The sequence below is a fragment of the Peribacillus sp. NPDC097264 genome (assembly GCF_050277925.1).
Taxonomy (GTDB): Bacteria; Bacillota; Bacilli; order Bacillales; family DSM-1321; genus Peribacillus.
The window spans coordinates 166923-190942 of record NZ_JBNNSR010000008.1; the positions used below are offsets into that span (position 1 = coordinate 166923).

A 24020-nucleotide genomic window follows, 5' to 3' on the forward strand; every position below is an offset into this window, starting at 1 on the left:
GTGATGGCCTGGATGTTTTTAGGATGCAATCGGGGTTACCCGAATTGGAGTTTCATGCTTTTTATTTGTGCAATATGCCGTTGCTCATGTAAGGATAATAATTCGATCCATTGATCTAAAGAAAGATGGCCGAATAGTGGATGCTTTGCTTTTTTTCTACGGAAAACGCTCCGGTCTTCCTGTTCGAAAATTACATTCAATAAATGGTTTCTTGATTCAAATAGACGATCCAGTAATTTTGGTAATTCCAAACGTTCTTTTGAAGGGACCACCATTTTGGGGGCTTTGAATCTTTTTGTCAGATCGGCAGTTAAATAGATGTCTTTTTGGATGATCTGTTTATAGTCCCGATCTTTTAAGCCGCGGATAATGGCCTCGGTAAAAACAGTTTCAGAAAGGAATAGATGATGACAAATTTGGGCGATGCTCCAGCTTTCAGGTGAAGCCTTGTAATCCATCATGGGACTGTTCAATCCTGAAATTTCCTCGATTAATTGATTCCTTGTTTCAAATAATAGACTAATCTCTAGAAAACCCATGAGAACCTCCTGTGTTCAGATGATGTAAGGAAAGTAAATGGAATGTAAGCGTTACCTTCATTGTACAACAGGGTGGGAATCTAGTGTTGAAAGAAATGAATAATGGATGAAATGCCTTTGGCTTTTTCTCCAGGATGATAAAAAGCTTGCTGCCTTAAATGTGCCAGCAAGCCATTTATTTGAGAATATCAGGTGGGCTATCCGAATCGTCAACTGGGTATCGAGTGTATGAACGATTGGGGTGTGGAGTCCGTCCTTTGTTCTTTTCTTGGCCATTCTTCGGTGAATTCTACTTGGTCATAGTCAAAGAATGTTGTGAGGATGTCTGTTCGATTGTCGGTGAAGAGCTGTTCAGCTACCGCCGCTACGAGTTTTGGTATGCTGAACTTCAATCCTGAAAGTGCTGAAGCTGAAATGCCGCAACTGATCAAGGCGGAATAGTTAAAGGCGAAAATTCCATGCAGTCGCCCTTTTCCTTTATCATCACGGCTTTGGAAAGCAAAGCCGGGGCTTAGGTAAGGGTGTGCATCAATTGTAGGATTAGCCAGATTTTCCGGGGCGTGATAGCGGTCGCTCCAGCGGACAATGTGCTCTTCCACAAGCCGTAATTCCGGCCGTAAAGAAGGATCTGTGAGAAGGCCGGTACTGATGATCAAGAAATCAAAAGTGAATGTCCCCTTAGGCGTTGTCACGACAGCTTGATCATTTACGTTCTTTACTTGAAGCCATGGGGAGCCCAGGTGCATGTCGAATCCGGGCCATGAGGAGGCACGTTGAAACATATCTGTGGTCGGTGGTTGATTATGCTTAAAGAAATGGCTCATCACGGCATACTTATCAGCATCGGGTAGGGTATGGAAACGCTCGATTATGCCGGAAGCCTCCATATGCCGGATCGGATTGATGCGGGGAATCTCTTTGCGCCTGATGAAGACATGGGCTTTTGCGACGCCTTCAGAGAGGGCAAAATGGGCATTATCAAAAGCAGAGGCTCCGCCACCCAAAATAGCGACCCTTTTCCCTTTGAGGGTGGAAAAGTCAATCGGTTCCGAGGTATGTGCATAGAGGTGGCGAGGCAAGTTCTCTGTTATCATGGGTGGAATATGCCATTCGCCCCCACCTTGAATCCCAGTGGCTAAAATGACCTTGCGAGCAAGCAGTAGGGGCGTGTGGGCTCCTTGGCCTTCGATATGCAATTTGTGGATTCCTTCTTCTGTAGGCTCTACCAGCTTTAATTTCACCTTATTGATGACAGGCAATTGGAGGACTTCCCGATACCACTGAAGATAATTCATCCATTCCTGCCGGGGTATCTTATCCATCGCTTCCCAGCTTTCTTGACCAAATTGCGCTTCCCACCATGCACGGAAAGTCAAGGAAGGGATGCCGAGGTCGATGGTAGTCAAATGCTTGGGCGTCCGCAATGTCACCATGCGAGCATAGGTTCTCCATGGTCCTTCCAACCCTTCGCTATTTTCATCGATGACAAGAATGTTGGATATCTTCTCACGGAAAAGTCCAAAAGCCGTACCTAACCCACTTTGTCCGCCCCCAACAATGATTGCATCATAGATATGTCCTGCCGGTTGCTTGGATGGATCCACTCGATCGTTGCTACCAATCGAAAGGTAGGACAAATCAGTTCTAACTTGTTTGGTTAATGTTTCTATGCTCATGATCTATTCATTCCTTTCATGGACGATTTTTATCAATATATGTTTTGTTAAGTAACTTTTCATGTAAGTTTATATAACATACTATTAGATTATCATGGATCCATTGGAAATTCTTTAGATGAATTGTCTGAAATTTCTTTTTATTATTGGTCACAATCACTAATCGAATAAGTGGTTAGTGTAAAATGGGGTTTTTTTACATGCGTTTCATTAAAAAAGTCCATACTACTACATAGTCGGATGGCTGTTACGTTCGGGATGATAGGTTAATTTCGGGTAACGATAAAAAAGGAGAAGAGCTGATGGCTTTACTTGCTTTGCAAGAGATAGCGGTAGCGTATAACAAACAAAGGATTTTAAAAGATCTCACACTTGAAGTTGAAAAAGGACAGCTGGTTTCCCTACTGGGGCCAAGCGGATGTGGGAAGACAACGACATTGCGTTTAATTGCGGGGCTTGTACAAGCTAGTGAAGGGAAGGTTCTATATAACGAGAAAGATTATACGAAAGTCCCTGTTACGAAGCGGAATGTTGGCTTTGTGTTTCAAAACTATATCTTATTTCCGCATATGACGATCTTTCATAATATTGCATTCGGACTGAGGCTTAGGAAATGTTCCAAGATGGAGATAGAAAAACGTGTCATGGATGTGCTGGAAATCGTAAATATGTCAGGGTTTGAAATGAGGTATCCGCATGAGCTTTCCGGTGGACAAAAGCAACGCATTGCGATTGCAAGGGCCATCGTCATCGAACCGGATATCCTTTTATTTGACGAACCATTGAGTAACCTCGATGCAAACTTACGGGTGAACATGAGGACGGAAATACGGCGGATTCAACAAAATTTAGGGATTACCACGGTGTACGTATCTCATGATCAGGAAGAATGTTTAGCGATATCCGATCAGGTGGCGATCATGAATCAAGGTGCCATCGAGCAGTTTAATAGTCCGGCGGCGATTTACAATTATCCTCGAACAAAATTTGTCGCAGACTTTATCGGGTATAAGAATTTCATTTCCTTCGATGAGCGGAATGATGACGGAGACCATATCGTACTGATTAAATCAGGGTACGTATTTGTTCTCCAAAAGGATGCGCATATGTCTAACTTGACTGGGAAAACAGGTACGATCAGGCCGGATGCTTTAATGATGCAAGCAAAAAGTCCTTCGGGAAATCTGCAACATAATTGTTTACCGGGAAGAATTAAGGTTCGTACATATCTAGGAAGAAGTTATCAATATAGTGTGGGGACACCTTTCGGGGATTTTATCGTGAATAGGGAGATGACAGAACCATATTATGTAGGTCAAGAAATCGTTCTGGTCTTTCCAAAAAACCAGATGGTGCTGGTTGATTAGAGTGGGAGGTTGTCATGAGGCAGAGACGTTGGTGAGGTGAGTCAACGTTTCTGCCTTTTTTATTCATATATAAATGCGTTTAACATTTGTACAGCTAATGATAGTCCGGGTAATCGGTGAAAAAGGGATGGAAAAGCTAATTTTATAGAAGAATCCTTTTTACCAGCCGTACAAATGCGAGATTGGTCGTTAATATACTAGGCACATGTTCCGTCACTTGTCATAAGATAAGGGTATATGGAATGGGGAGGTCTTTTTAGATGTATGATTATATAGCGAATGATCAGGAAGAGAATCGCCAGCAGGACTTGATACACAAGTTAGAACAGACGATTAATGGGGAGTATAGCGCCATCTTGTGTTACGAGAAACTAGCTAGGATGGCTCCTAACGAAACAGAGCGGAAGCAAATCCTTGAGATCAGGGAAGATGAGATGAAACATTTTCAGGTGTTTTCACAAATCTACATCAATCTGACAGGATACCAGCCAACACCGAAAGTGACGGAAACATGCCCGGATTCATATAAAGCAGGCTTGGAGTTTGCCCTTGTGGATGAACAGAAAACCGTGGATTTTTATTTGGAAACAGCAGATGGTGCAGCAGACCGGTCGGTAAGAAAGGCATTTCGTCGTGCTGCCGCAGATGAGCAAAACCACGCCGTGTGGTTTTTGTATTATATGGTGAAAAATAAATAGAAAGAGCGCCGAAAGCGGTGCTCTTTCTATTTATGATAGGGAAGTCTTCTCGATTGGAGCAGGTGCCTTCGGTGAAAAGGTCAGTGAAACAATTCCACATAAAAGCAGTCCAACACCAAACCAGTTCAACAAGCTCAGGCTCTCGCCGACAAGAAAGACACCAAGAAGTGCCGCTACCAATGGTTCCGCCAATGACAGCGATACGGCAGTTGATGATGGGACGGATAGAAGACCTTTGTTAAAAAGCAAGTAAGCCAAAGCTGTCGCAAAAAGGCCAAGGTGAAGGCTGATGGCCAACCCATTAGTGGTTATGATCCAGCTACTATCAAAGATGAATAGCATAGGCGACAATAGCAAGGCGCTTAAAGTAAAGATGACCGCAGCCGTTGCTTCTGGAGGCTGTTTGCCCAGAATTTTCTTGCTTACGAGTGTATACACGCTAAAGGACGCCCCGGCACCAAGTGCAAGTAGGATGCCGATTGGGTCAATTGGTCCTTGCCCTTCATTGGCAAACAGAAGTAAGCATCCCGCAATCGATAAACCTGTCGCCAACCACCAAATCATGGAAGGTTGTTTTTTTTCAATCACCCATTCAAGGAAACCGGCAATGATCGGAGCGCTGCTCAGTGTAATGATGGTACCAATGGCGATTCCGGTGAGGCTGACACCCATGAAAAAAAGCGGTTGATAACAAGCCATGCCTAGCGTGGCCAAGAGTGTTTCCTTTACTGGCCAATTATGGACCGTTACTTTCCTTTGCAAGAAAGCGATAAGTACGAGAACAATTCCTCCGAAAGCGAGGCGGACCGCACCAATTGCAAAGGGATGGGCGCCATCCGGGGCGAATGATTGGGCGGTACCCGTCGTTCCCCACAGCATGGCACCCATGATGACGAACAGATACCCAGACTTATCCCTCATTTACTCTCTCCTATTGGTATAGATTCATTATTCTGATAATTTTACCATACTATTTGAGCGAAAATCGAAGAGAAAGGCCATTTGTTCGGGAGATAGGAACATAGTATACTAGTCTCACAGTAGTTCATAGAAGATATAGGAGGAAATAGTGATGTCATCAAGTACTAAAAATAACCAAATCGGTCCCGCTCGGTTTGCCGTTGCTATTCACTCTCTGGTTTGGCTGGCGCAAAGTGGGAAGCTGCTGACGAGTTCCGTGATTGCATCAAAGGTCCATTCACATGCTACGTTTTTACGGAGGGTGATGGCCCAGCTTGCGGTAGCTGGAATCGTCGAGACCAAGGAAGGGCGTGAAGGTGGATATAGTCTTCATGTACCCGCCGATATCCTGACCTTGGCAGATGTATATCTGGCAGTGCGACCGGAATGTCTTGATTTCCTGGATACGAGTGAATGCGGGGAAGTCGGGAAACAGCTTGATCGTGCTTTGGAAGAAATCATGAATGAGGCAGAACAGGAAACCCTGAAGCTCTTGAAAGGGTACACGCTAGAACAGTTCATGGACAAAATTGATTTTTCCGAAAGTGCGTACCTAGGCTAATATCCTTGCAGAAGGATATTCTGCCCTATATAATGTGCTTAAAGTAATTGCATTTAATTCAAGGAGGGTCTTAACATGAAGGTGGAAATTTGGTCGGATTATCAATGTCCGTTTTGTTATATTGGAAAGCGTCGTTTCGAGGATGCGTTGAATCAATTTGAAAATAAGGATCAGGTCGAGGTTGAATTCCGTAGTTTTGAGTTGAATCCGGAAGCGGAACGGGATATCAATATGAGCCAAAGTGAGATGTTGGCGAAGAAATACGGCATGTCACAGGCTCAGGTGGAAGCCAACAGCCAAAATATGACCCAACAAGCTGCAGAGTTGGGGCTTGACTATCATTTAGACAAAGTCGTCTTGACGAATTCCTTTGATGCTCACCGCTTGATGCATTTTGCCGAATCAAAAGGAAAAGGGAAAGAAATGAATGAACGTCTGTTCAAAGCATACTTCACGGAAGGCAAGCATATCGGCGACCATGCCACATTGGCGGATTTGGCAGAAGAAGTCGGTCTTGATCAGTCTGAAGTGGAAAAGATGTTAGCGGGCACAGCCTTCACGGCGGAAGTAAGGGGCAACGAACAAGAAGGAAGTTTGCTTGGGATTACGGGAGTTCCATTCTATGTGATCAACCGAAAGTACGGCGTCTCAGGAGCTCAGCCTGCCGAAGCGTTTTTAGATACATTGAGGAAGGTATGGGCAGAGGAAAACCCGTTGCAAATGGTGAATGAAACAGGGGATGCTTGCACGGATGGTTCTTGTAGCGTACCGGAAAAGTAAACGCTACGAATGGAGACTTGGACATGTTCTGAGTCTCTTTTTTTATGTAAAGGATCCCGGGATACGGAAAGAAGCTTCTTTTTTATAGTTTCATAGACTGAAAATTTGTATAATGGGGATAAGACTATAGATGAAGCATACATATGGAGGGTCATGAATGAGTAAGCTTAACGGCAGGACAGTTGCTCTTTTGGGAGCAAGGAAAATGGAAGAACTCAGTAAAATCGTTGATAATCTAGGGGGCGTCCCGCTTGTCCGGTCAGCACAAGGCACGGTATATCTGGATGATTCCCATCTGGAGGAGGATGTTACCCGTTTAATAGAAGGAGAGTTCGATTGGATCATTCTTACGACGGGAGTGGGCACGGAACTCTTATATAATACCGCTGTAAGAATGGAAGCGGGGGACCGTTTTATAGAAGCTTTGCAAAAAATGAAGATTGCCGTTCGTGGGTATAAAACGAAAAACCTGCTTAAGAAGTTTGGCCTGGAGCCTGACGTCCGTGATGATGATGGCAGTACGGCAGGATTGGTTCGCAATCTTGATGGACATTTGCTCGGCGGTGTGAAAGTCGCCTTGCAACTGCATGGAGATCCGGCACCGCTTTTGATGAACTGGTTGGATGAACAAAAAGTCGAACATAAAGAGATATTGCCCTATGAACATATTGCCCCGGAAACCGAAACGATGCATCTCTTAATTGGGGAAATCCTCGATGGGAAAATAGATGCCGTTGTGTTCACGAGTGCGCCCCAGCCTCGAAATTTGATGAGATTTGCCCGTGAACTAGGTGTGGAAAAACGCTTAATTGACCGCTTTGCAACGGATGTCGTGGCCCTGGCTGTCGGTAAAGTGACGGCGCAAGTCATCATCGAGGCAGGGATTGACCGGGTCATCTATCCAGAAGATCAACGGATGGGCAGTGCGATGGTCGAGCTGGTGAAGTTTTATACGAGTTAAATGAAATCTATCGTAAAGCGTTAGTCTTCTAATCTTTCATTCAGTAAGCCGTCGATTGATGACAGGGGGGAAGCCTTATATGGAATGGACTATTGGTGATGTATTGTGGCAATTATTTTTCCTGGGACTTCTTGTATTACTGGTTGTGATGATCGTGAAAATCATTCGTTTTTTTCAAAAACATACGAAAGGCGTTTCCAGCGTGGAAAAGAAGACGAAAGAACTTGAGGGACGCATCGATAAAGACAAAAAGTGAAGAGGACCCGGTTATATTACATACAATCTTTACTTCCTTCCTAAATGGGGTAGAGTACCTAAGTAACTTTTTCTTGGGGGGAAGTATATATGAAACGTACCGGTGAATTTGTGTTAAGCATTATTGGAGTATCGATCGCAACCATTTCCTTACTTGTGGGAATCATTACGGCTGTCTACACCAGCACGGTCGACCTAACGGAACTGGTTGAATACTCATTAGGTTCCGACGTGGAGATGGCGGCTTCCGAAATGGAGATGACACTCCAACTGTTCCATGTACTATTGTGGGGAGGAATTGTATCGTTGGCGTTTGCTCTGCTAGGTGGACTGATTGCCATCATTCTCTTGAAAAAAGGCAGAGTGAAAGCGGCCGGTATTGTATTCATCATTATCGGCATTCTTACTATATTCCATATATGGCCACTGATCTTCTTCATCGTGCCGGGAATTATGTGCCTGGTAAGGAAAGAAAGAATTCAAAATGAAGAGATTGAATATAACCAGTATTAAATATCATTCTCCATGTCTAGTTGCTTACATCAAATGAAGGGGCGCATTCGATTTACTTTATCGAATGCGCTTCTTGCTAGGTTGCATAAAGTACCAAACTGAACGGAGGAATCGAACCAATTGTTCCTTTGTCTGTTTATTATCTGTTGCCTCATTCTACCATCTGAAAGGATAATTCAACCGCTATAACGAATAATTCAATAATATGCCAAAGTTAGGGGGAAATGTGGGCATTTGTATGAAGTGATTATGTCCTTACTGTGATATAATGACTAGACTAAAACACAAGAGAGAGGGACTTCGATTGGAAAAAAGCAAAGAGGTTTTTTCGTGGGTTAAAGCGATTGGGATTGCGGTCGTATTGGCTTTTCTGATTCGAACATATATATTTGCCCCTATAGTCGTGGATGGGGAATCTATGATGCCGACTTTACAAGATCATGAAAGAATTGTGCTCACTAAGTTTGGCACGAGTATTGGTAGCATTGACCGATTTGATATTGTCGTCTTCCATGCAACGGAAGATAAAGATTACATAAAACGGGTGATTGGCCTACCGGGTGATCATATTGAATATAAGGATGACACGCTTTATATTAATGGCAAGAAATATGATGAACCCTATTTAGATGAATATAAAGAAGAAATGGGCGGGGAGCCATTGACTGGTTCTTTCAAGCTTGAGGAAGTGTCAGGCAGCATGACCGTACCGGATGACCACCTGTTCGTGATGGGGGACAACCGCCAGAATAGTCTGGACAGCCGTGAAATCGGACCCGTTTCCATAGAGGAAATAGTCGGTAAGGCGAATTTGGTGTATTGGCCGATCAAGGAATTTAAAATCGTGAAATAAAAGGAACGGACTCGACAATCGAGTCCGTTCTTTCGTTATGTTTTAGAAATCCGCGTTTCGCCTGCACCATCTTGGATGATGCGTGTTTTGAAATCGACTTCTATCATGAGAGGATGGATTTCTGCATATTGCTCTGAAAAAATCCACCGTCGTCCTGGTTTGCCCAACAATAGAAATGCCCCTTCGCTACCCATGAAAGTAAGACCATCGGGATTCAAGGATTCATCATCCCGGATTGGGATATCCTTGTTGATCAGCTGTTGGCCAACCCCCTCGACATCCGGAGTCGTCAGATTGATTTCCCCGATGTTTAATAAAGAGTTCATTGAAAAAGGCTCATTGCTCTCAGGTGCGATGGAATGCCTTGCAATGAACTCGACAACATTATGGCTAGGGTCGGTGAAATATAGCGAATGGGCATGGATATGGCTGAAGTACACTTCGTCAATCCCCTCTTCCCTATTTAAAGGAGTGCGTGCGGCGATCCATTTCTTCGCTTCCTTGAATTGATTAGAAGGGATGTTGAAGGCAAAATGATAGAATGGCTTGCTACCGCCAGTGGCTTCAGTGAAAATCAATTCACTTGCCCCTATCTTTATCGAAAAGCTATTAGGTGTCTCCCCGAGTAATTTGGCGCCAAGCCGGTTCAGATAAAAAGCTTTTGTTTTTGCTAGAGAATTTGAAGCGAGGTTTACTTTGTTGATCAGCATAACTTCACACCCCTTTTCCTTATTTCTTCCATTATAAAATAATTCGGCTGGATAAGCGCCAAAAGGAAATTTATCTGCAAATTTTGAAGTTTTTTTTAGAAAAACCACTCATTTGGGTTAAATTGGGTTATTCTATAAGGTAGAAGTAATCACGTTAACCAGACCCGTACCGAAATTGGATTACTTCTTACATAGGGTGTCTGAGATGGAGTACGAAGAATGGACATGGTAAAAGAGTTAATTTCAAACTATGGTTATTTTGCGATATATGGACTTTTAGCATTAGGGATCATCGGGTTGCCTGTTCCCGATGAGTTCATGATGACGTTTGTCGGCTATTTGGCTTCTATTTCTGTTTTGAATGTACAAGGTGCATTCTTTGTCAGCTTTCTAGGTTCGGTTTCGGGGATGTTGGTCAGTTATTTCATCGGGAAAAAAATTGGCAAGCCTTTCCTAAGGAAACATGGAAGGTGGATTCGGATGACTCCGACACGGTTGGAGAGTCTTGAGAGATGGTTTAATAAATACGGACCGTGGACCCTTATCATCGCCTATTTCATTCCGGGAATCCGCCATTTTGCCAGTTATTTTTCTGGAATGAATGGAATGGGTAAACGCAAATATTGTATCTTTGCTGGTGTAGGGGCATTCAGTTGGTGCTTGGTGTTTACTGCTGTTGGCTATTTCATTGGTGTTTTGACTTAAAGGATAATGGCAGCAAAGACTGGTTCCTTTATATATGATGGAGATCCGTTCTGTTCGTGGAAGCGGGTCTATTTTTTATGAGTGGAATGCGATTGAATCAAGTACCTGTTTTATGAGCGTCAAATTACGGGAATAAGAAAGAATGGTCTCAACACTTGGCGATAAATATAGAAATAGTGATAAAATGAGAAATATATGAAAAAGGGAGTTGTCATGATTTGAGTGAATTGAATTGGCGCGAAGAAGTAGAAAAAAGAAAAATGGACCTTTTGGTCGATACACAGAATCTATTGAAGATAAAGAGTGTATTGGATGAAAGCCAAGCAACAGAGGAGGCTCCATTTGGCGAAGGAGTCAAGGAAGCATTGGATTATATGCTCCAGTTAGCGGAAAAAGACGGATTTACCGTGAAAAATGTCGATAATGTTGCCGGGCATATTGAAATGGGCGAGGGTGAGGAGTTAATCGGGATTTTATGTCATGTCGATGTAGTTCCTGAAGGAGATGGCTGGAGCTCAGATCCATTTGGCGCCGAGATACGCAACGGACGGATCTATGCGCGTGGGGCAATCGACGATAAAGGGCCGACGATGGCGGCTTATCATGCCATGAAACTTGTCCGGGAGCTTGGCAAGCCATTGAACAAGCGTGTTCGAATGATCATTGGTACGGATGAGGAATCAGATTGGCGTTGTGTCGATCGCTATTTCGAAGTGGAGGAAATGCCGACGATGGGCTTTGCCCCGGATGCAGATTTCCCTATCATCAGTGCGGAAAAAGGAATCTGGGATTATTCCATCATTCAGCCAGCGGATGCAGGACCCGGAACGAATTCAGAAGTGAATGTTTTGGAATTTTCTTCAGGCCGAAGAACGAATATGGTACCCGATTTCGCAACGGCCATTGTGGAAGCGGCCAACCCTGCTGAAATCGTTGCAGGCTACCAGAACTATTTACAAAGATATTCGCTGAAAGGACAGGCTGTGCCACAAAAAAATCAAGTCCTACTAGAACTGAATGGGGTTTCAGCCCATGCGATGGAACCGAAAAATGGAGTCAATGCGGGTCTGCATTTAGCTGTGTTCTTGGCGGACTTATCACTAGATCCCCATGCAAAATCCTATTTCACTTTCATCAAGGATTATCTATTTGAAGATTCCCGTGGCACTAAGTTGGGTGTCGCCTATACGGATGAACAAACAGGTGAATTGACGATCAATGCGGGCACATTCAATTATTCGAAACAAGGCGATAGCTCCATCGGATTCAGTATGCGTTACCCGGTCACATATGAATGGGAAAAGCAAAAAGAAGCGTTAGAACAAAAGCTTTCCACATATAATCTACGTGTGGAATCCAATTCGCTTTCGACTCCTCACTATGTGAACAGTGATAGCTTCTTGATCAAGACGCTCCAAGAAGTGTATGAAGCGGAAACGGGTGAACAAGCGGAGCTCCTTTCCATCGGCGGCGGAACATATGCCCGCTCATTGAAGGAAGGCGTCGCATTCGGCCCTCTATTCCCAGGTAGTGAGGATATCGCGCACCAAAAGGATGAGTATATCGATATAGAAGATATGCTGAAGGCAACGGCCATTTATGCCCGTGCCATTCATGAACTAGCCAAATAAGAGGGTAAGAAGGAGTAAGACATGGGGAAGATCATTTATAACGGTGAATTGAAAGACCGGTCTGCCATCCAGATAGATGTCGAGGATCGAGGATACCAGTTCGGCGATGGTGTTTATGAAGTCATCCGTGTTTATAACGGAAAACTATTTGCTGCCGACATGCACCTAAACCGACTCATGGACAGCGCGAAACTGATTCAACTGAAGGTTCCTTTTACGGTGGCAGAGATCAAGGAAAGGACAAAAGAACTGATTACTGCAGAGAATCTGGAATATGGTATTGTCTACATGCAATTGACGAGAGGCACTTCGCCCCGTAATCACGCCTTTCCAATAGGTGAAGTAGACCCTGTTTTTGTCGCTTATACCAAGGACATGCCATATACAGGAAGTAAGCCTGGGGTCAAAGCTGTCACGGTTGAGGATATCCGTTGGTTACGTTGCAACATCAAGAGCTTGAATTTGCTAGGTAATATATTGGCTAAGCAGGAAGCCGTTGAAGCAGGCTGTGACGAAGCGATCCAACATCGGGATGGAACGGTTACGGAGGGAAGTTCATCCAATGTGGCAATCATCGTGAAGGGTACGCTGAAGACGCACCCAACGACGAACCTGATTCTGAACGGGATCACCCGCCAGATCCTACTTAAGCTGTGCAACGATAATGGCATTTCTTATGTGGAAGAACCGTTCACCCTCTCGGACATGATGGATGCGGATGAAGTCCTGTATACAAGCACAGGCGTTGAAGTCACGCCAATCACTGCAATCGATGGGCAATTGATTGGGGATGGAAAGGTCGGAAGTATCACGCTCCAACTACAAAAGTTATTTACACAGGAAATCGAGCGGCAATGTGGTAGTTTAACTGAATAGATTCCGAATCCCCCTGTCTGAATGGAGGCAGGGGGATTTCTATGTGTACATTTTTCGAAACGCAACATGCTCATGAACCCGTTCCCTATACGGTCCTTTTTTAGTAAGCATCCATTTTGACATTTTCAAACTACAGGCATATACTTTTTCATATCAAAAGTTTACCTTATGCAACTTTTTAAGCCACGTATAAAAAGGAGTTGGAGTGCATGTCTTCTTTACATGGAGATACGAGAGGCTTTAAAAAGCTGCTCCCCTTTTTAGGGCCAGCTTTTATAGCCGCCGTTGCTTACATTGATCCAGGGAATTATGCAACGAACATTGCTGCGGGTTCGAAATATGGCTATACGTTATTATGGGTTATTCTTGCCTCCAATTTAATGGCGGTCTTGATACAGTCCTTGTCTGCAAAATTAGGCATAGCAACAGGGAAAAACCTTCCTGAACTATGCCGTGAGACATTTTCCAAAAAGTCATCGTTCTTTTTATGGATTCAAGCCGAAATCGTCATAATGGCGACGGATTTAGCCGAGTTTATCGGAGCCGCACTCGGGATTTATTTACTGTTCGATCTTCCGCTTATCACTTCTGCGCTTATTGCGGCAATCGGGTCATTTGCCATTTTAGAGTTTCAGCGCAGGGGATACCGTACATTCGAAGCGTTGATCACAGGGATGATATTCGTGGTAGTGCTTGCTTTTGGCGCTCAAGTTTTTTATGCAAAACCAGATACCTCAGCACTCCTTATGGGTCTTCTCACACCCAAGTTCGAAGGAGTCGATAGCATTTTGCTATCAGCTGGGATGCTTGGGGCGACTGTCATGCCACATGCAATATACCTACATTCTTCTCTGACGCAAAAGCGAATCGTTGGGAAGGACGAAATGGAACGGAAACGGATTTTTCGTTTTGAGTTTATTGATATCGTCATTGCCATGCTCATAGCGGGTGCCATCAATGCTGCCATGCTAGTGGTTTCGGCTGCATTGTTTCATAAAAGTGGGGTGCTTGTAGAAGATTTGGATGTGGCCTATGACCAATTTGCCTTGATGCTAGGGCCATCTGTTGCCATGTTTTTTGGAATCGGCTTATTGTTTGCCGGTCTATCAAGCTCGTCCGTCGGTATGCTCACAGGGGATGTCGTCATGCAGGGGTTCATAAAAAAACATATCCCCATCTATTTGAGAAGGCTGATCACGACGATTCCTCCATTAGTGATCATTTTGATGGGAGTGAATCCGTCCAAAGCGCTCGTAATGAGTCAAGTCGTACTATCGTTTGGGATTGCATTTGCGCTCATTCCGCTCATACGGTTTACAAGTGATAAGAAAATCATGGGCAATCTAGTCAATCACAAAGTGACGTCCAGCTTTGCCTGGATCATCGCAGTCCTCATTATCGGACTGAACCTGTTTTTGCTATATGAGACGCTACTTGGGTAATGCCATTAAAATCGGGTAAAGCAAAGGGGAGGACCAGCTGATGGTCCTCCCCCTTTGCTTTCCTTTCCTATGGAAGGTGTAAGAAGCGGGGGTAGCCTAATGGAAGAGCGATGGATATACGAATGGTTGTAGTCATAAGGTGGCATGAATAATGGGGAAAAGGGGAGACTGAGAAGGTCTCCGCGTTTGATGCTACTAGGGAAGTTTTTGTGTGGGAATTATGGTAAAATTATATAGAAAACGGGAAGGGATGTTAGTGTCCGATGAATACTCATTTTTTCTTTGCTTTAGTACTGCCAGATGATATTAAGCGTCATTTACATAACCAGACAGATGAAGTGAAATCGGCGTTTCCATTTAAGAAATGGTTACATCCAGCCGATTATCATATTACGATGGCATTTCTGGGAAATGCCGAAGATACAATGAAAGAAGAAGCTTTGGAAAAAATAAAACGTGCACTCGCCAATGAACAGTCGTTTGAGCTCAAGGTAGAGGGGATCGATGTTTTTGGTAAAAAAGAGAGCCCGCGTATTTTGTGGGCAGGCGTCAAACAGGAAGAAAGGCTGACTTTCATCCAAAAGAAAATCTATGCATCATGCGTAGAGGCAGGTTTTGAATTGGACAAAAAACCGTTCAAACCGCATATTACTCTGGCCAGGAAATTCGAGGGTGAGACCCCTTTTTCCATCAATGAGGCCCGTCAGCTGGCAAATCCGGAAGCGAAAGCATTTCAAGCTTCCCAAATAGCCCTTTATCAGACACATCTTGGGGCATCCCCCTCATACGAACCAGTATATACAATAAACCTTCAATAATAGAGGAAGATGGGTGGTGGTCGAATGGCACAGCTCATAAAAATACAGGATTATATTTCCCGGTATGAGCAGGATATTTATCGATATCCGTCACAATTTGCAAAGTTAAAAAAACAACAGTGGGATAAACTGCAGGCCGCCTATCACGCAGGGGAGCTAGAACAGCTGTACAGTCAACCGGATGAAGAACAAACCCTGTTCAAAGGCACGACGACGGAGGAAGAGCCAAAGGGGCTCTTCCGTAAAGTAAAAGGATTGTTCCAAAGGTCGGACGGTCAAGAGAAAGAGGCCGAAGAAATTCATATACCGAATCCCGTGATCAATCATAATGTCTTTTCGTTAAGGGTACCTGCAAATCCAGCAAACTTGGATGAACTTAAGCAGAATTTCTTAAACCAGTTACTTCGTTTTCAGATGAAATGGGGCAGCTCGACGCTTCGTGAAAGGTCTTATGTGGACCAATCATTCTTTCTAGAAGAAAAACTCCGCTTTTTCCTGCAGCGTTTTCCTGATACATTTCTTGTTTTATATAAACCTATCTTTCTATTGAAAAATGCTCCGATCGAAGTCGATGTCATTTTGCTTACGCCGGTGGATGTGTGGTGCATCACCTTTCTCGAAGCGGAAGAGGATGCAGCCTTTATTGGATCGAGCGATCGGTTTTGGCTACGGCGGCATCATAAGTATCCGGACAAAAAAGTTCTCAATCCTTTCTTGGCCGTTAACCGGATGGGAAGTATTGTTTCCCAGTTATTTGAACTGTATGAAGTGAATCTACCGATAAAAAAAGTGGTCCTTTCGCGGAATGGCTATATGGATTACCCGGAGACTCCATACGACATTGATTTATTGGATAAGCGGACTTTTCCGGAATGGTTTGACAGGATGCGGTCGATATCTTCCCCGCTTAAGGCGCAACAGCTAAAAGGGGCACAGGCTCTCTTGGATTATTGCCAAACGACTTCAAGCCTACGTCCGGAATGGGATGCCGATCAACAACAGGATTCATAATCGTTGGAGGGGTTGGTCTGCTACACGAAGTCATAAACGGAGCGGATTCATTCCCTTATGCAACCACTGGCCCCCCATTCCAGGTGGTTCGGAAAGGACTATGTAAGAGGTGTTCAGAAACGGCTAATCGAATGAATCGCTTTCTTATTTTTTGTATGATGTCTGCAATCACCTATGGAGTGAACCGTTCCCCCCTTAAATAAATGGTTGAATTTTATAAAAACGGGTAAATTAATTTATCTATTCATTTTATCGAAAAATTATTTTTACATACCTTCAAGGGCCTAAGGACTGATGGGGAAAGAGCTCCCTTGAGCTACGAGCTACCTACAGTCGATGATATCTCCATCTTTATAAAGCATGGATTGTGCTTCCTGAACGCATGATGGAAAGGTGTAAATGAAGAACGTGGACTCTATTTCCGGTAAAGTGAGAGCCGTTTAGAATTTTCGGGTCCGCCAAAGGTCAGGCAGATGGAGAAAATGTCGGGATGAATGAGGTAGAAGTAGGGGTCCTGAAGGAGAAATTTCGGGTCATGTTCAAGGGTAGTCAATGCTTATCCGTTTCGAAATGATTCCTTTGTACTTGTTTTATGGGTATAATCGTTTTATAGTACTTGACGAAGAAACCATATTTCAACTAAAATTTAATTTATGGCTATTGTTAGATTGCTCAATAGCTATTTTTTATTTTCTTATCATAATGATGTTTTATTGCGGGATTAGTTCCGATGCACGTATACATGCAGCTACGCCAACAGGCGGGTTCTTTAATAAACATTAGGTAGTGGTATTACATACACTAGGTGAACGTACTTACATTTGTATGATTAAGCGAGGAAATCGAAGGTGAGCCAGTTGGAACATTTAATAGGTCAGGAGTGGGATATATCCCCTGCTGGAGGAGCTACGGGAGAAGCGTTCATTGCCGAGAAAGATGGGCAAAAGCTGTTCCTGAAACGAAATTCATCGCCATTTTTAGCTGTTCTTTCGGCCGAGGGCATTGTTCCAAAGTTAGTGTGGACAAAACGCCTCGCAAATGGGGATGTGATTACGGCCCAGCATTGGATGGAAGGTAGGGAGCTAACTCAAGCAGAAATGGCCAAAGAGAGGGTTGCCAAACTGCTTCAGAAAATACATCAATCCGACCCTTTATTAAGCATGCTTAAAAGGCTTGGTAAAAGTCCTTTACGGCCTGAAAGTATACTTACAGACATAGAAAACGGTTTATCTTTAGAGGTAAATAACCTAATGATCATCAAGCAGGCCATTCAATTTCTAGAGAATAACCTACTGTTGATTGAATGCGATGAGAATGTCGTGTGCCATTGCGACGTGAACCATAATAATTGGCTTATGACCGAAACCGACGGATTGTTTTTAATTGATTGGGATGCGCCGGTCATTGGTGATCCAGCCATCGATCTTGGCATGCTATTGTATTCTTATGTGCCACGCGGCGAATGGGAACAATGGTTAGCCCGTTACGGTAAAAAGCTGGATGCGGGATTGGAAATGAGGATGAAATGGCACACAGTTTCCCAACTCGTGCTTTCCATCCAGTGGCATCATAGTAGAGAGCGGTACGAGGAAAGAAATGATTTACTGATGAAACTAGAATCCCTATTAATGGACGGTTAATTAAATTGATCGATGTCATCGATCCATTGGGACAAATCGTCCTGATGGGAATTGATATGTGCCTCTGAATCCGAGGCTCCGATGCCTGTCTGGCTATATTCGTAAATTTCTTTTAGTATCGTTTTTACATTTTGATCGATATCGGCATTGACCATCAATGATTTGACAAGCCTTTCAACTTGTTCATATTCGGCGACGGAACCGCAGCAGTCCGTGTTTTGGTTGTATAAAATGTCTTTTAACAGATGTAATTGGTTTTCATGGGAAAGCGGCATATTATCGCTCCTTTCTAATTATGAAATCAACTGGATCCCTAAAGATTTTTTTGCTGTTCTCTTGATTATGGTGTGTGTTGCAAAAAGTTTTATACATGATAATCGCAGAGACTGCCGCCTGGATGGCCGGCAGTTTTTTTGTTTAATGAGGGAATGGAGCAGTCCGATTACGAGAAAATGAACTTGCAGGAATCCATAATCTCGTGTTATGGTTTGAACGATTATATTATAAATAGGGGTGTCATCATGCGTTTAAGAAATAAACCTTGGGCTGAAGACCGTTTGAATGAATATCCGCAATATGTGATTCAGCAGCCAGTGAGCCATAAAGGTAAATGGCATGAAGTATTCGGTAACGATAATCCGTTATATATTGAAGTAGGTACGGGAAAAGGCCGTTTTATTACAGAAATGGCAAAAGCCCATCCTGATGTGAATTTCATTGGAATTGAAGTATATAGAAGTGTAATCGTTGCGGCACTGGATTTGCTGATTGAAGCGGATGTGCCAAACTTAAAGCTGTTGAACGTGGATGCAGCCAATTTAGCAGATTACTTTGCAAAAGGTGACGTGGACCGCGTTTATTTGAATTTTTCCGATCCATGGCCGAAGTCGCGTCACGCGAAGCGCCGGTTAACGTATAAGACCTTCCTTGAAACGTATGAAAGCATTCTTCCGGATCAAGGGGAAATCCACTTTAAAACGGATAACCAAGGTCTGTTCGAGTCATCCTTGAAGAGCATTTCCGAGTATGGCATGCTGTTGAAATATGTGAGTCTTGATTTGCATAACAGTGATTTCGAAGGCAATATCATGACGGAATACGAAGAGAAGTTCTCAAGTAAAGGCAATGTGATCTACCGTTTAGAAGCAAAATACCGGTAACATGCAAAAAAACCAGGCGATGGGCGTCTGGTTTTTTTGTTTGGAGTAGCCTTTATTGGAAAGTAGTGATCACTCCGTATCTTTTCAACTTTTGATAGATGTTCGATCGGCTGATGCCAAGTAATTGTGCAGCTTCTGTCTTATTTCCTTTTGTTTGTGCGAGAGCTTCAAGTAAAATTTCTTTTTCGGTATCTTCAATTTGTTTCTTTGGGAAAAGGGTCTTGGTTGGATAAGATGGGTTTAGTGTGTTTTGGTTTGGCTGCGGGGTAGTGGTTTCTAATTGGATATGGTAGTCGGTTATCCAGTTTTCTGAACAAAAGTGATAGGCACGTTCTAACACATTTTCAAGCTGGCGCACATTGCCTGGCCAATTATATTTTTGTAGCTTCTGAATGGCATCCGTCGTTACACCGATGACGCCTTTAGGATTATAGCGCTGAAATTTTTGTATGAAATGCTCACATAAAATCGGTATGTCTTCCAGTCTTTTTCGGAGTGGAGGGATTTCAAGTTGGATGACATTGAGCCGGTAATAGAGATCTTCCCAAAATTTCCCTTCTTTAATGAGCTGGAGGAGGTTCCGGTTGGTCGATGCGAGAATCCGAACATCAGATTTGCGTGTTTTAGTGCCGCCGACGCGCTCATACTCTTTTTCCTGTAATACGCGTAGAAGCTTTACCTGAAGGGATAGCGGCATTTCACCAATCTCGTCAAGCAAGAGAGTGCCACCTTCCGCAAGCATTACCGGCTGGAAAGTAGGGGCACCTTTTAGGTGTCTTGTTTTTTTCTGGGAAAGAGTTACATGTTATCAATTTCAATAAATGGGAGCAGATGTTAAACTAAAGGGTGAGGAGGGGATAAAATGGAAACTTTACAAATAGGGGAAATAAAATTAACATGGCTGAATGGTGGCGTGACCCACCTGGATGGTGGAGCGATGTTCGGTGTCGTACCGAAACCACTGTGGTCCAAGAAATACCCGGTCAATGAAAATAACCAGATTGAATTGCGGACAGATCCGATACTCGTTCAAGTTAACGGATTAAATATGTTGATAGATTCCGGGATCGGGAATGGAAAGCTGAACGACAAACAGAAACGGAATTTTGGCGTGACGGACGAGTCCGGGCTCATTGAGGATTTAGGTCGGCTCGGGATCAAACCAAATGAAATCGATTACATTCTAATGACCCACCTACATTTCGACCATGCCTGTGGGTTGACTAAGCCTGAAGGAGATTCACTGGTCCCGGTTTTCGAACGTGCCGAAATCATCACGACCCAAATCGAATGGGATGAAATGCAACAACCCAATATCCGCTCAAAAAGTACATACTGGAAGGAAAACTGGGAGGCGATTGCCCACCTTGTCCGTCCTTTTGAAGGAGAACGTGAAATCACGGAAGGCATTAAAATGATTCATACCGGCGGACATAGTGATGGACATGCCATCATCCTGGTTGAAGACGGTAAGGACAAGCTGATCCATTTAGCCGATATCATGCCAACGCACGCCCATGCGAATGTCCTGTGGGTACTGGCTTATGACGACTACCCAATGACTTCGATCTCGGCAAAGGAAAAGTGGATGAAATATGGTCTGGAGAACGGGGCCTGGTACAGCTTTTATCATGATGCCCAGTATTGTGCCATCAAGTGGGATGAAACGGGTAAAGAGGTAAAGGATGAAGTGAAACGGAAACGGTAAGTCATAGAAAAAGGAGGCGATTTGGGTCGCCTCCTTTTTTTGTTCAATCATGTTGTGCATTCAATTCCAATATCGTCCCGGTAGTAGCATCTGCAATGAATTCAAATTGTTCGCGGTTACCATCGGTATTTCTAGTGATGCCGCCTTTATATACTTGGTAGTCCAAATCATTTTTTTGATAGGTTTCGGGTTTCATTAAAATCCAAGATCCATATATACTTCCATCTTTTCTGACTGTTTCCTTCACCTGCGCCAATACTTTGTCAGGAGAAGGCGTATTTGTTTGATTCAAAATTTGTTTTGTAGCATAGCCTGTAGCGAAGCCGGCTGCTGCCCCCAATAGAAACGTTTTCCAATTCATGAATTTCTCCTCCATTGCTTTTTATTACTCACTCTATCTAGTATACATAAGAAGTCTTTCTTTGACTAACGATTTGAAATTTTACCCATTTACTGATAAATTAAAACATGCTAGGTGGTAACTATCGTCTAAGTTAGGTAAAATAGATAGGAAATAAAAGTAGTTAAGGGGTAGAGATATGGATCAAGAGACTTTAACACTATTTAAAACATTGACGGAATTACCAGGGGCTTCAGGAAATGAGCATGCCGTGCGTAATTTTATGAGAAGTGAGCTTGAAAAATATTCAGATGAAATCGTTCAGGACCGCCTTGGAAGTATCTTTGGCGTAAAAAGAGGAAATGAAGAAGGCCCAACTGTAATGGTGGCTGGACATATGGACGAAGTGGGCTTCATGGTCACTTCTGTTACGGAAAATGGCATGATCCGCTTCCAAACACTTGGAGGATGGTGGAGCCAGGTTCTTTTGGCACAACGAGTGGAAATTATCACGGACAACGGGCCGGTAATCGGGGTCATTGGTTCCATACCTCCGCATTTGCTTGATGAATCGCAGCGTTCGAAACCTATGGATATCAAGAATATGTTGATAGATATCGGTGCGGATGACCAGGAGGATGTGAAGCGGATCGGGGTTAAGCCTGGTCAGCAGATTGTTCCGATTTGCCCTTTCACGCCGATGGCCAACGAAAAGAAAATCCTTGCTAAAGCATGGGATAATCGCTATGGTTGCGGTCTTGCGATTGAACTATTGAAAGACTTGAAGGATGAAAAATTACAGAATATTTTATATTCGGGTGCGACGGTTCAGGAAGAAGTGGGATTACGGGGCGCCCAAACGGCTGCTCATATGATCAAACCGGATATCTTCTTCGCTTTGGATGCAAGCCCGGCAAATGATATGTCCGGCAATAAAAGTGAATTCGGACAGCTGGGTAAAGGTGCGTTATTGCGTATTTTAGACCGGACGATGGTCACACATCGCGGAATGAGGGAATTCATCCTCGATACGGCCGAATCCAATGATATTCCTTATCAATATTTTGTTTCTCAAGGCGGAACGGATGCAGGGAAGGTCCACATTGCGAATGATGGGATTCCGAGCGGCGTGATTGGGATTTGCTCCCGTTACATTCATACCCATGCATCGATGATCCATATTGATGATTATGCGGCTGCCCGTGAATTGATTGGGAAGTTGGTCCGCGCTTGCGATAAAACGACATTTGAGACATTGAAGAATAACGGATGATAATGAAAGCTGAAATGGAGGGGACACCCTTCCATCAGCTTTTTTTGCATAGAGGGAAGGGCATACATATGAAAATTGTAGTAGGCAGTACAAACCCGGCGAAAGTGCAGGCCGTGATTAACATCTATAAAGAAGCAGAAGTCATCTCGCTACAGGTGGAAAGTGGGGTGTCGGAACAACCATTTTCAGATGAAGAGACCATGAACGGGGCTGTGAACCGGGCCAGAAATTGCTTGCTTGAAAAGGGGGCCGATATCGGAATCGGTCTCGAAGGTGGCGTGGTTAAAATGGAACGCGGCTTATTCGTATGCAACTGGGGGGCAATGGCCACGAAGGATGGCAATATCTTCATTGCCGGAGGCGCGAGAATTCCCCTCCCTGGAATGATTGCGGATCGCTTGGAAGACGGGGAAGAGCTCGGTCCGGTTATGGACGATTTCACCAAGAAAGCGAATATCCGCAAGAAAGAAGGGGCTATCGGGGTATTTACGAATGAACGGATTACCCGTGCCGATATGTTCGGAAATATCATGGAAATGCTTGCGGGGCAGTATGAATATAAGAAAAACCATCAATAAAAGAGACTGTCAGAACAAAGCAGAAACAGACAGGATTTAGGATATCGGTGCTGATAATATAGAAAACAAGGGAGGGGAAAGCCATATGGGGTGGGTAGAATCCATTCAGAAGGCCCTTGACTATATAGAGGAGCATTTAATCGACGACTTGACCATCGAGAACATTTCTAGTCAGGCGAATGCATCAGCCTTTCATTTTCAGCGGACGTTCACCATCTTGACGGACATTTCCGTTGGAGAATACACCAGGCGCCGTAGATTGACATTGGCTGCCCAGGAACTTGTAAGCACCAATGGCAAGGTCATTGATGTAGCCTATAAATATGGCTATGACACTCCCGAGGCTTTTTCAAAAGCTTTTCGGCGGCAGCATGGAGTACCTCCTAGCGAAGCCCGAAAGTATATGGGAAAGCTGACATTCTATGAACGCCTGGTTATCCAGGTGCTTCTAAAAGGGGCGGAACCGATGAAGTATAATATCGTGGAAAGAGATTCTTTTCGAGTGGTCGGTATCAAGCGGGAGTTTTCACTAGAGAACGAAGAAAATCTGATAGGAATCCCGAAGCTTTGGGACGAAGTGAACTTGGATGGTACCAGCAATCGGTTAGGAAAATTGAATAACGGCCGAATTAAAGGGTTGCTAGGGATATGTGTCGATTCCCCTGAAGATGAGCGGAATTCAATCGATTATTGGGTGGCCACGGAGTATGACGGAAGCGTCCCAAAAGATTATTCGGGCTTGACGATACCTGCATCCAAGTGGGTTGTGTTCGAGGTCAATGGACCGATGCCCGAGGCAATGCAAAAGGTTTGGAAACACATCTTTTCCGAATGGTTTCCGGCAAGCGGACATGAACATGCAGGAACACCGGAAATGGAAGTATACGTTGAAGATGATGCTTCAGCCGCAGATTATTACTCCGAGATATGGATCCCTATTAAGAGATAAAGGATGGGCTTGTAG

At 43.9% G+C, this 24020-nt stretch carries 27 protein-coding genes; 20 read left to right on the forward strand and 7 right to left on the reverse strand.

Annotated elements, in window-relative coordinates; translation table 11 throughout:
- Positions 1 to 35: 35 nt before the first annotated feature.
- Both ACQKL0_RS14760 and ACQKL0_RS14765 read right to left on the reverse strand, forming a co-directional pair.
- Positions 36 to 539 carry a DinB family protein gene (locus tag ACQKL0_RS14760; RefSeq protein WP_427688332.1) on the reverse strand — a complete coding sequence of 168 codons (504 nt, stop codon included), beginning with the start codon at positions 537 to 539 and terminating at the stop codon, positions 36 to 38.
- A 209-nt stretch (positions 540 to 748) separates the two neighbouring features.
- Entirely contained in the window at positions 749 to 2215 is a 1467-nt protein-coding gene (locus ACQKL0_RS14765) for an NAD(P)-binding domain-containing protein (RefSeq protein WP_427688334.1), read from the reverse strand.
- 302 nt (positions 2216 to 2517) lie between these two features.
- On the opposite strand from ACQKL0_RS14765, the gene ACQKL0_RS14770 reads away from it, so the two are divergent.
- Both ACQKL0_RS14770 and ACQKL0_RS14775 read left to right on the forward strand, forming a co-directional pair.
- On the forward strand, positions 2518 to 3582 hold the full coding sequence (locus ACQKL0_RS14770) for an ABC transporter ATP-binding protein (RefSeq protein WP_427688336.1): 1065 nt from the start codon (positions 2518 to 2520) through the stop codon (positions 3580 to 3582).
- Between the two features lie 260 nt (positions 3583 to 3842).
- Positions 3843 to 4280, forward strand: coding sequence for a ferritin-like domain-containing protein (locus ACQKL0_RS14775; protein ID WP_427688338.1), 438 nt, complete (start codon positions 3843 to 3845; stop codon positions 4278 to 4280).
- Positions 4281 to 4310: 30 nt separating this feature from the next.
- Here ACQKL0_RS14775 and ACQKL0_RS14780 read toward each other — a convergent pair whose 3' ends face one another.
- A complete protein-coding gene (locus tag ACQKL0_RS14780) occupies positions 4311 to 5201 on the reverse strand; it encodes a DMT family transporter (RefSeq protein WP_402957803.1) in 891 nt (296 codons plus the stop codon).
- A gap of 151 nt (positions 5202 to 5352) precedes the next feature.
- On the opposite strand from ACQKL0_RS14780, the gene ACQKL0_RS14785 reads away from it, so the two are divergent.
- From ACQKL0_RS14785 to lepB, 6 genes are all read left to right on the forward strand, one after another.
- Positions 5353 to 5802: an RrF2 family transcriptional regulator gene (locus tag ACQKL0_RS14785; protein WP_402957801.1), complete on the forward strand. Its 450-nt coding sequence runs from the start codon at positions 5353 to 5355 to the stop codon at positions 5800 to 5802.
- Between the two features lie 75 nt (positions 5803 to 5877).
- Complete coding sequence (locus tag ACQKL0_RS14790; protein WP_402874783.1) at positions 5878 to 6582, forward strand: DsbA family oxidoreductase; 705 nt, start codon at positions 5878 to 5880, stop codon at positions 6580 to 6582.
- Positions 6583 to 6739: 157 nt separating this feature from the next.
- Positions 6740 to 7543, forward strand: a complete 804-nt coding sequence (locus ACQKL0_RS14795; protein ID WP_427688340.1) for a uroporphyrinogen-III synthase — start codon at positions 6740 to 6742, stop codon at positions 7541 to 7543.
- Positions 7544 to 7622: 79 nt separating this feature from the next.
- Entirely contained in the window at positions 7623 to 7799 is a 177-nt protein-coding gene (locus ACQKL0_RS14800; RefSeq protein WP_402874789.1) for a DUF4083 domain-containing protein, read from the forward strand.
- 89 nt (positions 7800 to 7888) lie between these two features.
- Positions 7889 to 8311 carry a DUF4064 domain-containing protein gene (locus ACQKL0_RS14805; RefSeq protein ID WP_402874792.1) on the forward strand — a complete coding sequence of 141 codons (423 nt, stop codon included), beginning with the start codon at positions 7889 to 7891 and terminating at the stop codon, positions 8309 to 8311.
- A gap of 268 nt (positions 8312 to 8579) precedes the next feature.
- Complete coding sequence (gene lepB, locus ACQKL0_RS14810; RefSeq protein ID WP_427688342.1) at positions 8580 to 9164, forward strand: signal peptidase I; 585 nt, start codon at positions 8580 to 8582, stop codon at positions 9162 to 9164.
- A 35-nt stretch (positions 9165 to 9199) separates the two neighbouring features.
- Here lepB and ACQKL0_RS14815 read toward each other — a convergent pair whose 3' ends face one another.
- Positions 9200 to 9874, reverse strand: coding sequence for a VOC family protein (locus ACQKL0_RS14815; RefSeq protein ID WP_427688344.1), 675 nt, complete (start codon positions 9872 to 9874; stop codon positions 9200 to 9202).
- Between the two features lie 219 nt (positions 9875 to 10093).
- On the opposite strand from ACQKL0_RS14815, the gene ACQKL0_RS14820 reads away from it, so the two are divergent.
- The 7 genes from ACQKL0_RS14820 (at position 10094) to ACQKL0_RS14850 (ending at position 17997) form a co-directional block, all read left to right on the forward strand.
- Entirely contained in the window at positions 10094 to 10579 is a 486-nt protein-coding gene (locus ACQKL0_RS14820) for a DedA family protein (protein ID WP_402874802.1), read from the forward strand.
- Between the two features lie 218 nt (positions 10580 to 10797).
- The gene (gene pepV / locus ACQKL0_RS14825; RefSeq protein WP_427688346.1) at positions 10798 to 12210 is read left to right on the forward strand and encodes a dipeptidase PepV; all 1413 of its coding nucleotides are present in this window, start codon (positions 10798 to 10800) and stop codon (positions 12208 to 12210) included.
- Between the two features lie 21 nt (positions 12211 to 12231).
- The gene (gene dat, locus ACQKL0_RS14830) at positions 12232 to 13086 is read left to right on the forward strand and encodes a D-amino-acid transaminase (protein ID WP_427688348.1); all 855 of its coding nucleotides are present in this window, start codon (positions 12232 to 12234) and stop codon (positions 13084 to 13086) included.
- Between the two features lie 209 nt (positions 13087 to 13295).
- A complete protein-coding gene (locus tag ACQKL0_RS14835; RefSeq protein WP_427688350.1) occupies positions 13296 to 14528 on the forward strand; it encodes an Nramp family divalent metal transporter in 1233 nt (410 codons plus the stop codon).
- A 263-nt stretch (positions 14529 to 14791) separates the two neighbouring features.
- The gene (gene thpR, locus ACQKL0_RS14840; protein ID WP_427688352.1) at positions 14792 to 15346 is read left to right on the forward strand and encodes an RNA 2',3'-cyclic phosphodiesterase; all 555 of its coding nucleotides are present in this window, start codon (positions 14792 to 14794) and stop codon (positions 15344 to 15346) included.
- Positions 15347 to 15370: 24 nt separating this feature from the next.
- Entirely contained in the window at positions 15371 to 16357 is a 987-nt protein-coding gene (locus ACQKL0_RS14845) for an NERD domain-containing protein (protein WP_402874816.1), read from the forward strand.
- Between the two features lie 857 nt (positions 16358 to 17214).
- Positions 17215 to 17997 (forward strand): phosphotransferase, encoded by a 783-nt coding sequence (locus tag ACQKL0_RS14850; RefSeq protein WP_402874818.1) that lies wholly within the window; start codon positions 17215 to 17217, stop codon positions 17995 to 17997.
- Here ACQKL0_RS14850 and ACQKL0_RS14855 read toward each other — a convergent pair.
- Positions 17994 to 18272 (reverse strand): YtzH-like family protein, encoded by a 279-nt coding sequence (locus ACQKL0_RS14855; protein ID WP_402986653.1) that lies wholly within the window; start codon positions 18270 to 18272, stop codon positions 17994 to 17996. The two genes, ACQKL0_RS14850 and ACQKL0_RS14855, sit on opposite strands and share 4 nt — an antisense overlap.
- 246 nt (positions 18273 to 18518) lie before the next feature.
- Here ACQKL0_RS14855 and trmB point away from each other — a divergent pair, with 246 nt between their 5' ends.
- Positions 18519 to 19157: a tRNA (guanosine(46)-N7)-methyltransferase TrmB gene (trmB, locus tag ACQKL0_RS14860; protein WP_402874824.1), complete on the forward strand. Its 639-nt coding sequence runs from the start codon at positions 18519 to 18521 to the stop codon at positions 19155 to 19157.
- A 52-nt stretch (positions 19158 to 19209) separates the two neighbouring features.
- Here trmB and ACQKL0_RS14865 read toward each other — a convergent pair whose 3' ends face one another.
- Complete coding sequence (locus ACQKL0_RS14865; RefSeq protein WP_427688354.1) at positions 19210 to 19875, reverse strand: sigma 54-interacting transcriptional regulator; 666 nt, start codon at positions 19873 to 19875, stop codon at positions 19210 to 19212.
- Positions 19876 to 20019: 144 nt separating this feature from the next.
- Between ACQKL0_RS14865 and ACQKL0_RS14870 the strand changes: the two genes are divergently transcribed.
- Positions 20020 to 20865 carry a YtnP family quorum-quenching lactonase gene (locus ACQKL0_RS14870; RefSeq protein ID WP_402957769.1) on the forward strand — a complete coding sequence of 282 codons (846 nt, stop codon included), beginning with the start codon at positions 20020 to 20022 and terminating at the stop codon, positions 20863 to 20865.
- Positions 20866 to 20908: 43 nt separating this feature from the next.
- Here ACQKL0_RS14870 and ACQKL0_RS14875 read toward each other — a convergent pair whose 3' ends face one another.
- Positions 20909 to 21226, reverse strand: coding sequence for a PepSY domain-containing protein (locus ACQKL0_RS14875; RefSeq protein ID WP_402874856.1), 318 nt, complete (start codon positions 21224 to 21226; stop codon positions 20909 to 20911).
- A gap of 178 nt (positions 21227 to 21404) precedes the next feature.
- Between ACQKL0_RS14875 and ACQKL0_RS14880 the strand changes: the two genes are divergently transcribed.
- From ACQKL0_RS14880 to ACQKL0_RS14890, 3 genes are all read left to right on the forward strand, one after another.
- Positions 21405 to 22478: a M42 family metallopeptidase gene (locus ACQKL0_RS14880; RefSeq protein ID WP_402874859.1), complete on the forward strand. Its 1074-nt coding sequence runs from the start codon at positions 21405 to 21407 to the stop codon at positions 22476 to 22478.
- Between the two features lie 68 nt (positions 22479 to 22546).
- Positions 22547 to 23056 (forward strand): DUF84 family protein, encoded by a 510-nt coding sequence (locus ACQKL0_RS14885; protein WP_407407250.1) that lies wholly within the window; start codon positions 22547 to 22549, stop codon positions 23054 to 23056.
- A gap of 85 nt (positions 23057 to 23141) precedes the next feature.
- A complete protein-coding gene (locus ACQKL0_RS14890; RefSeq protein WP_427688357.1) occupies positions 23142 to 24005 on the forward strand; it encodes an AraC family transcriptional regulator in 864 nt (287 codons plus the stop codon).
- Positions 24006 to 24020 lie beyond the last annotated feature (15 nt).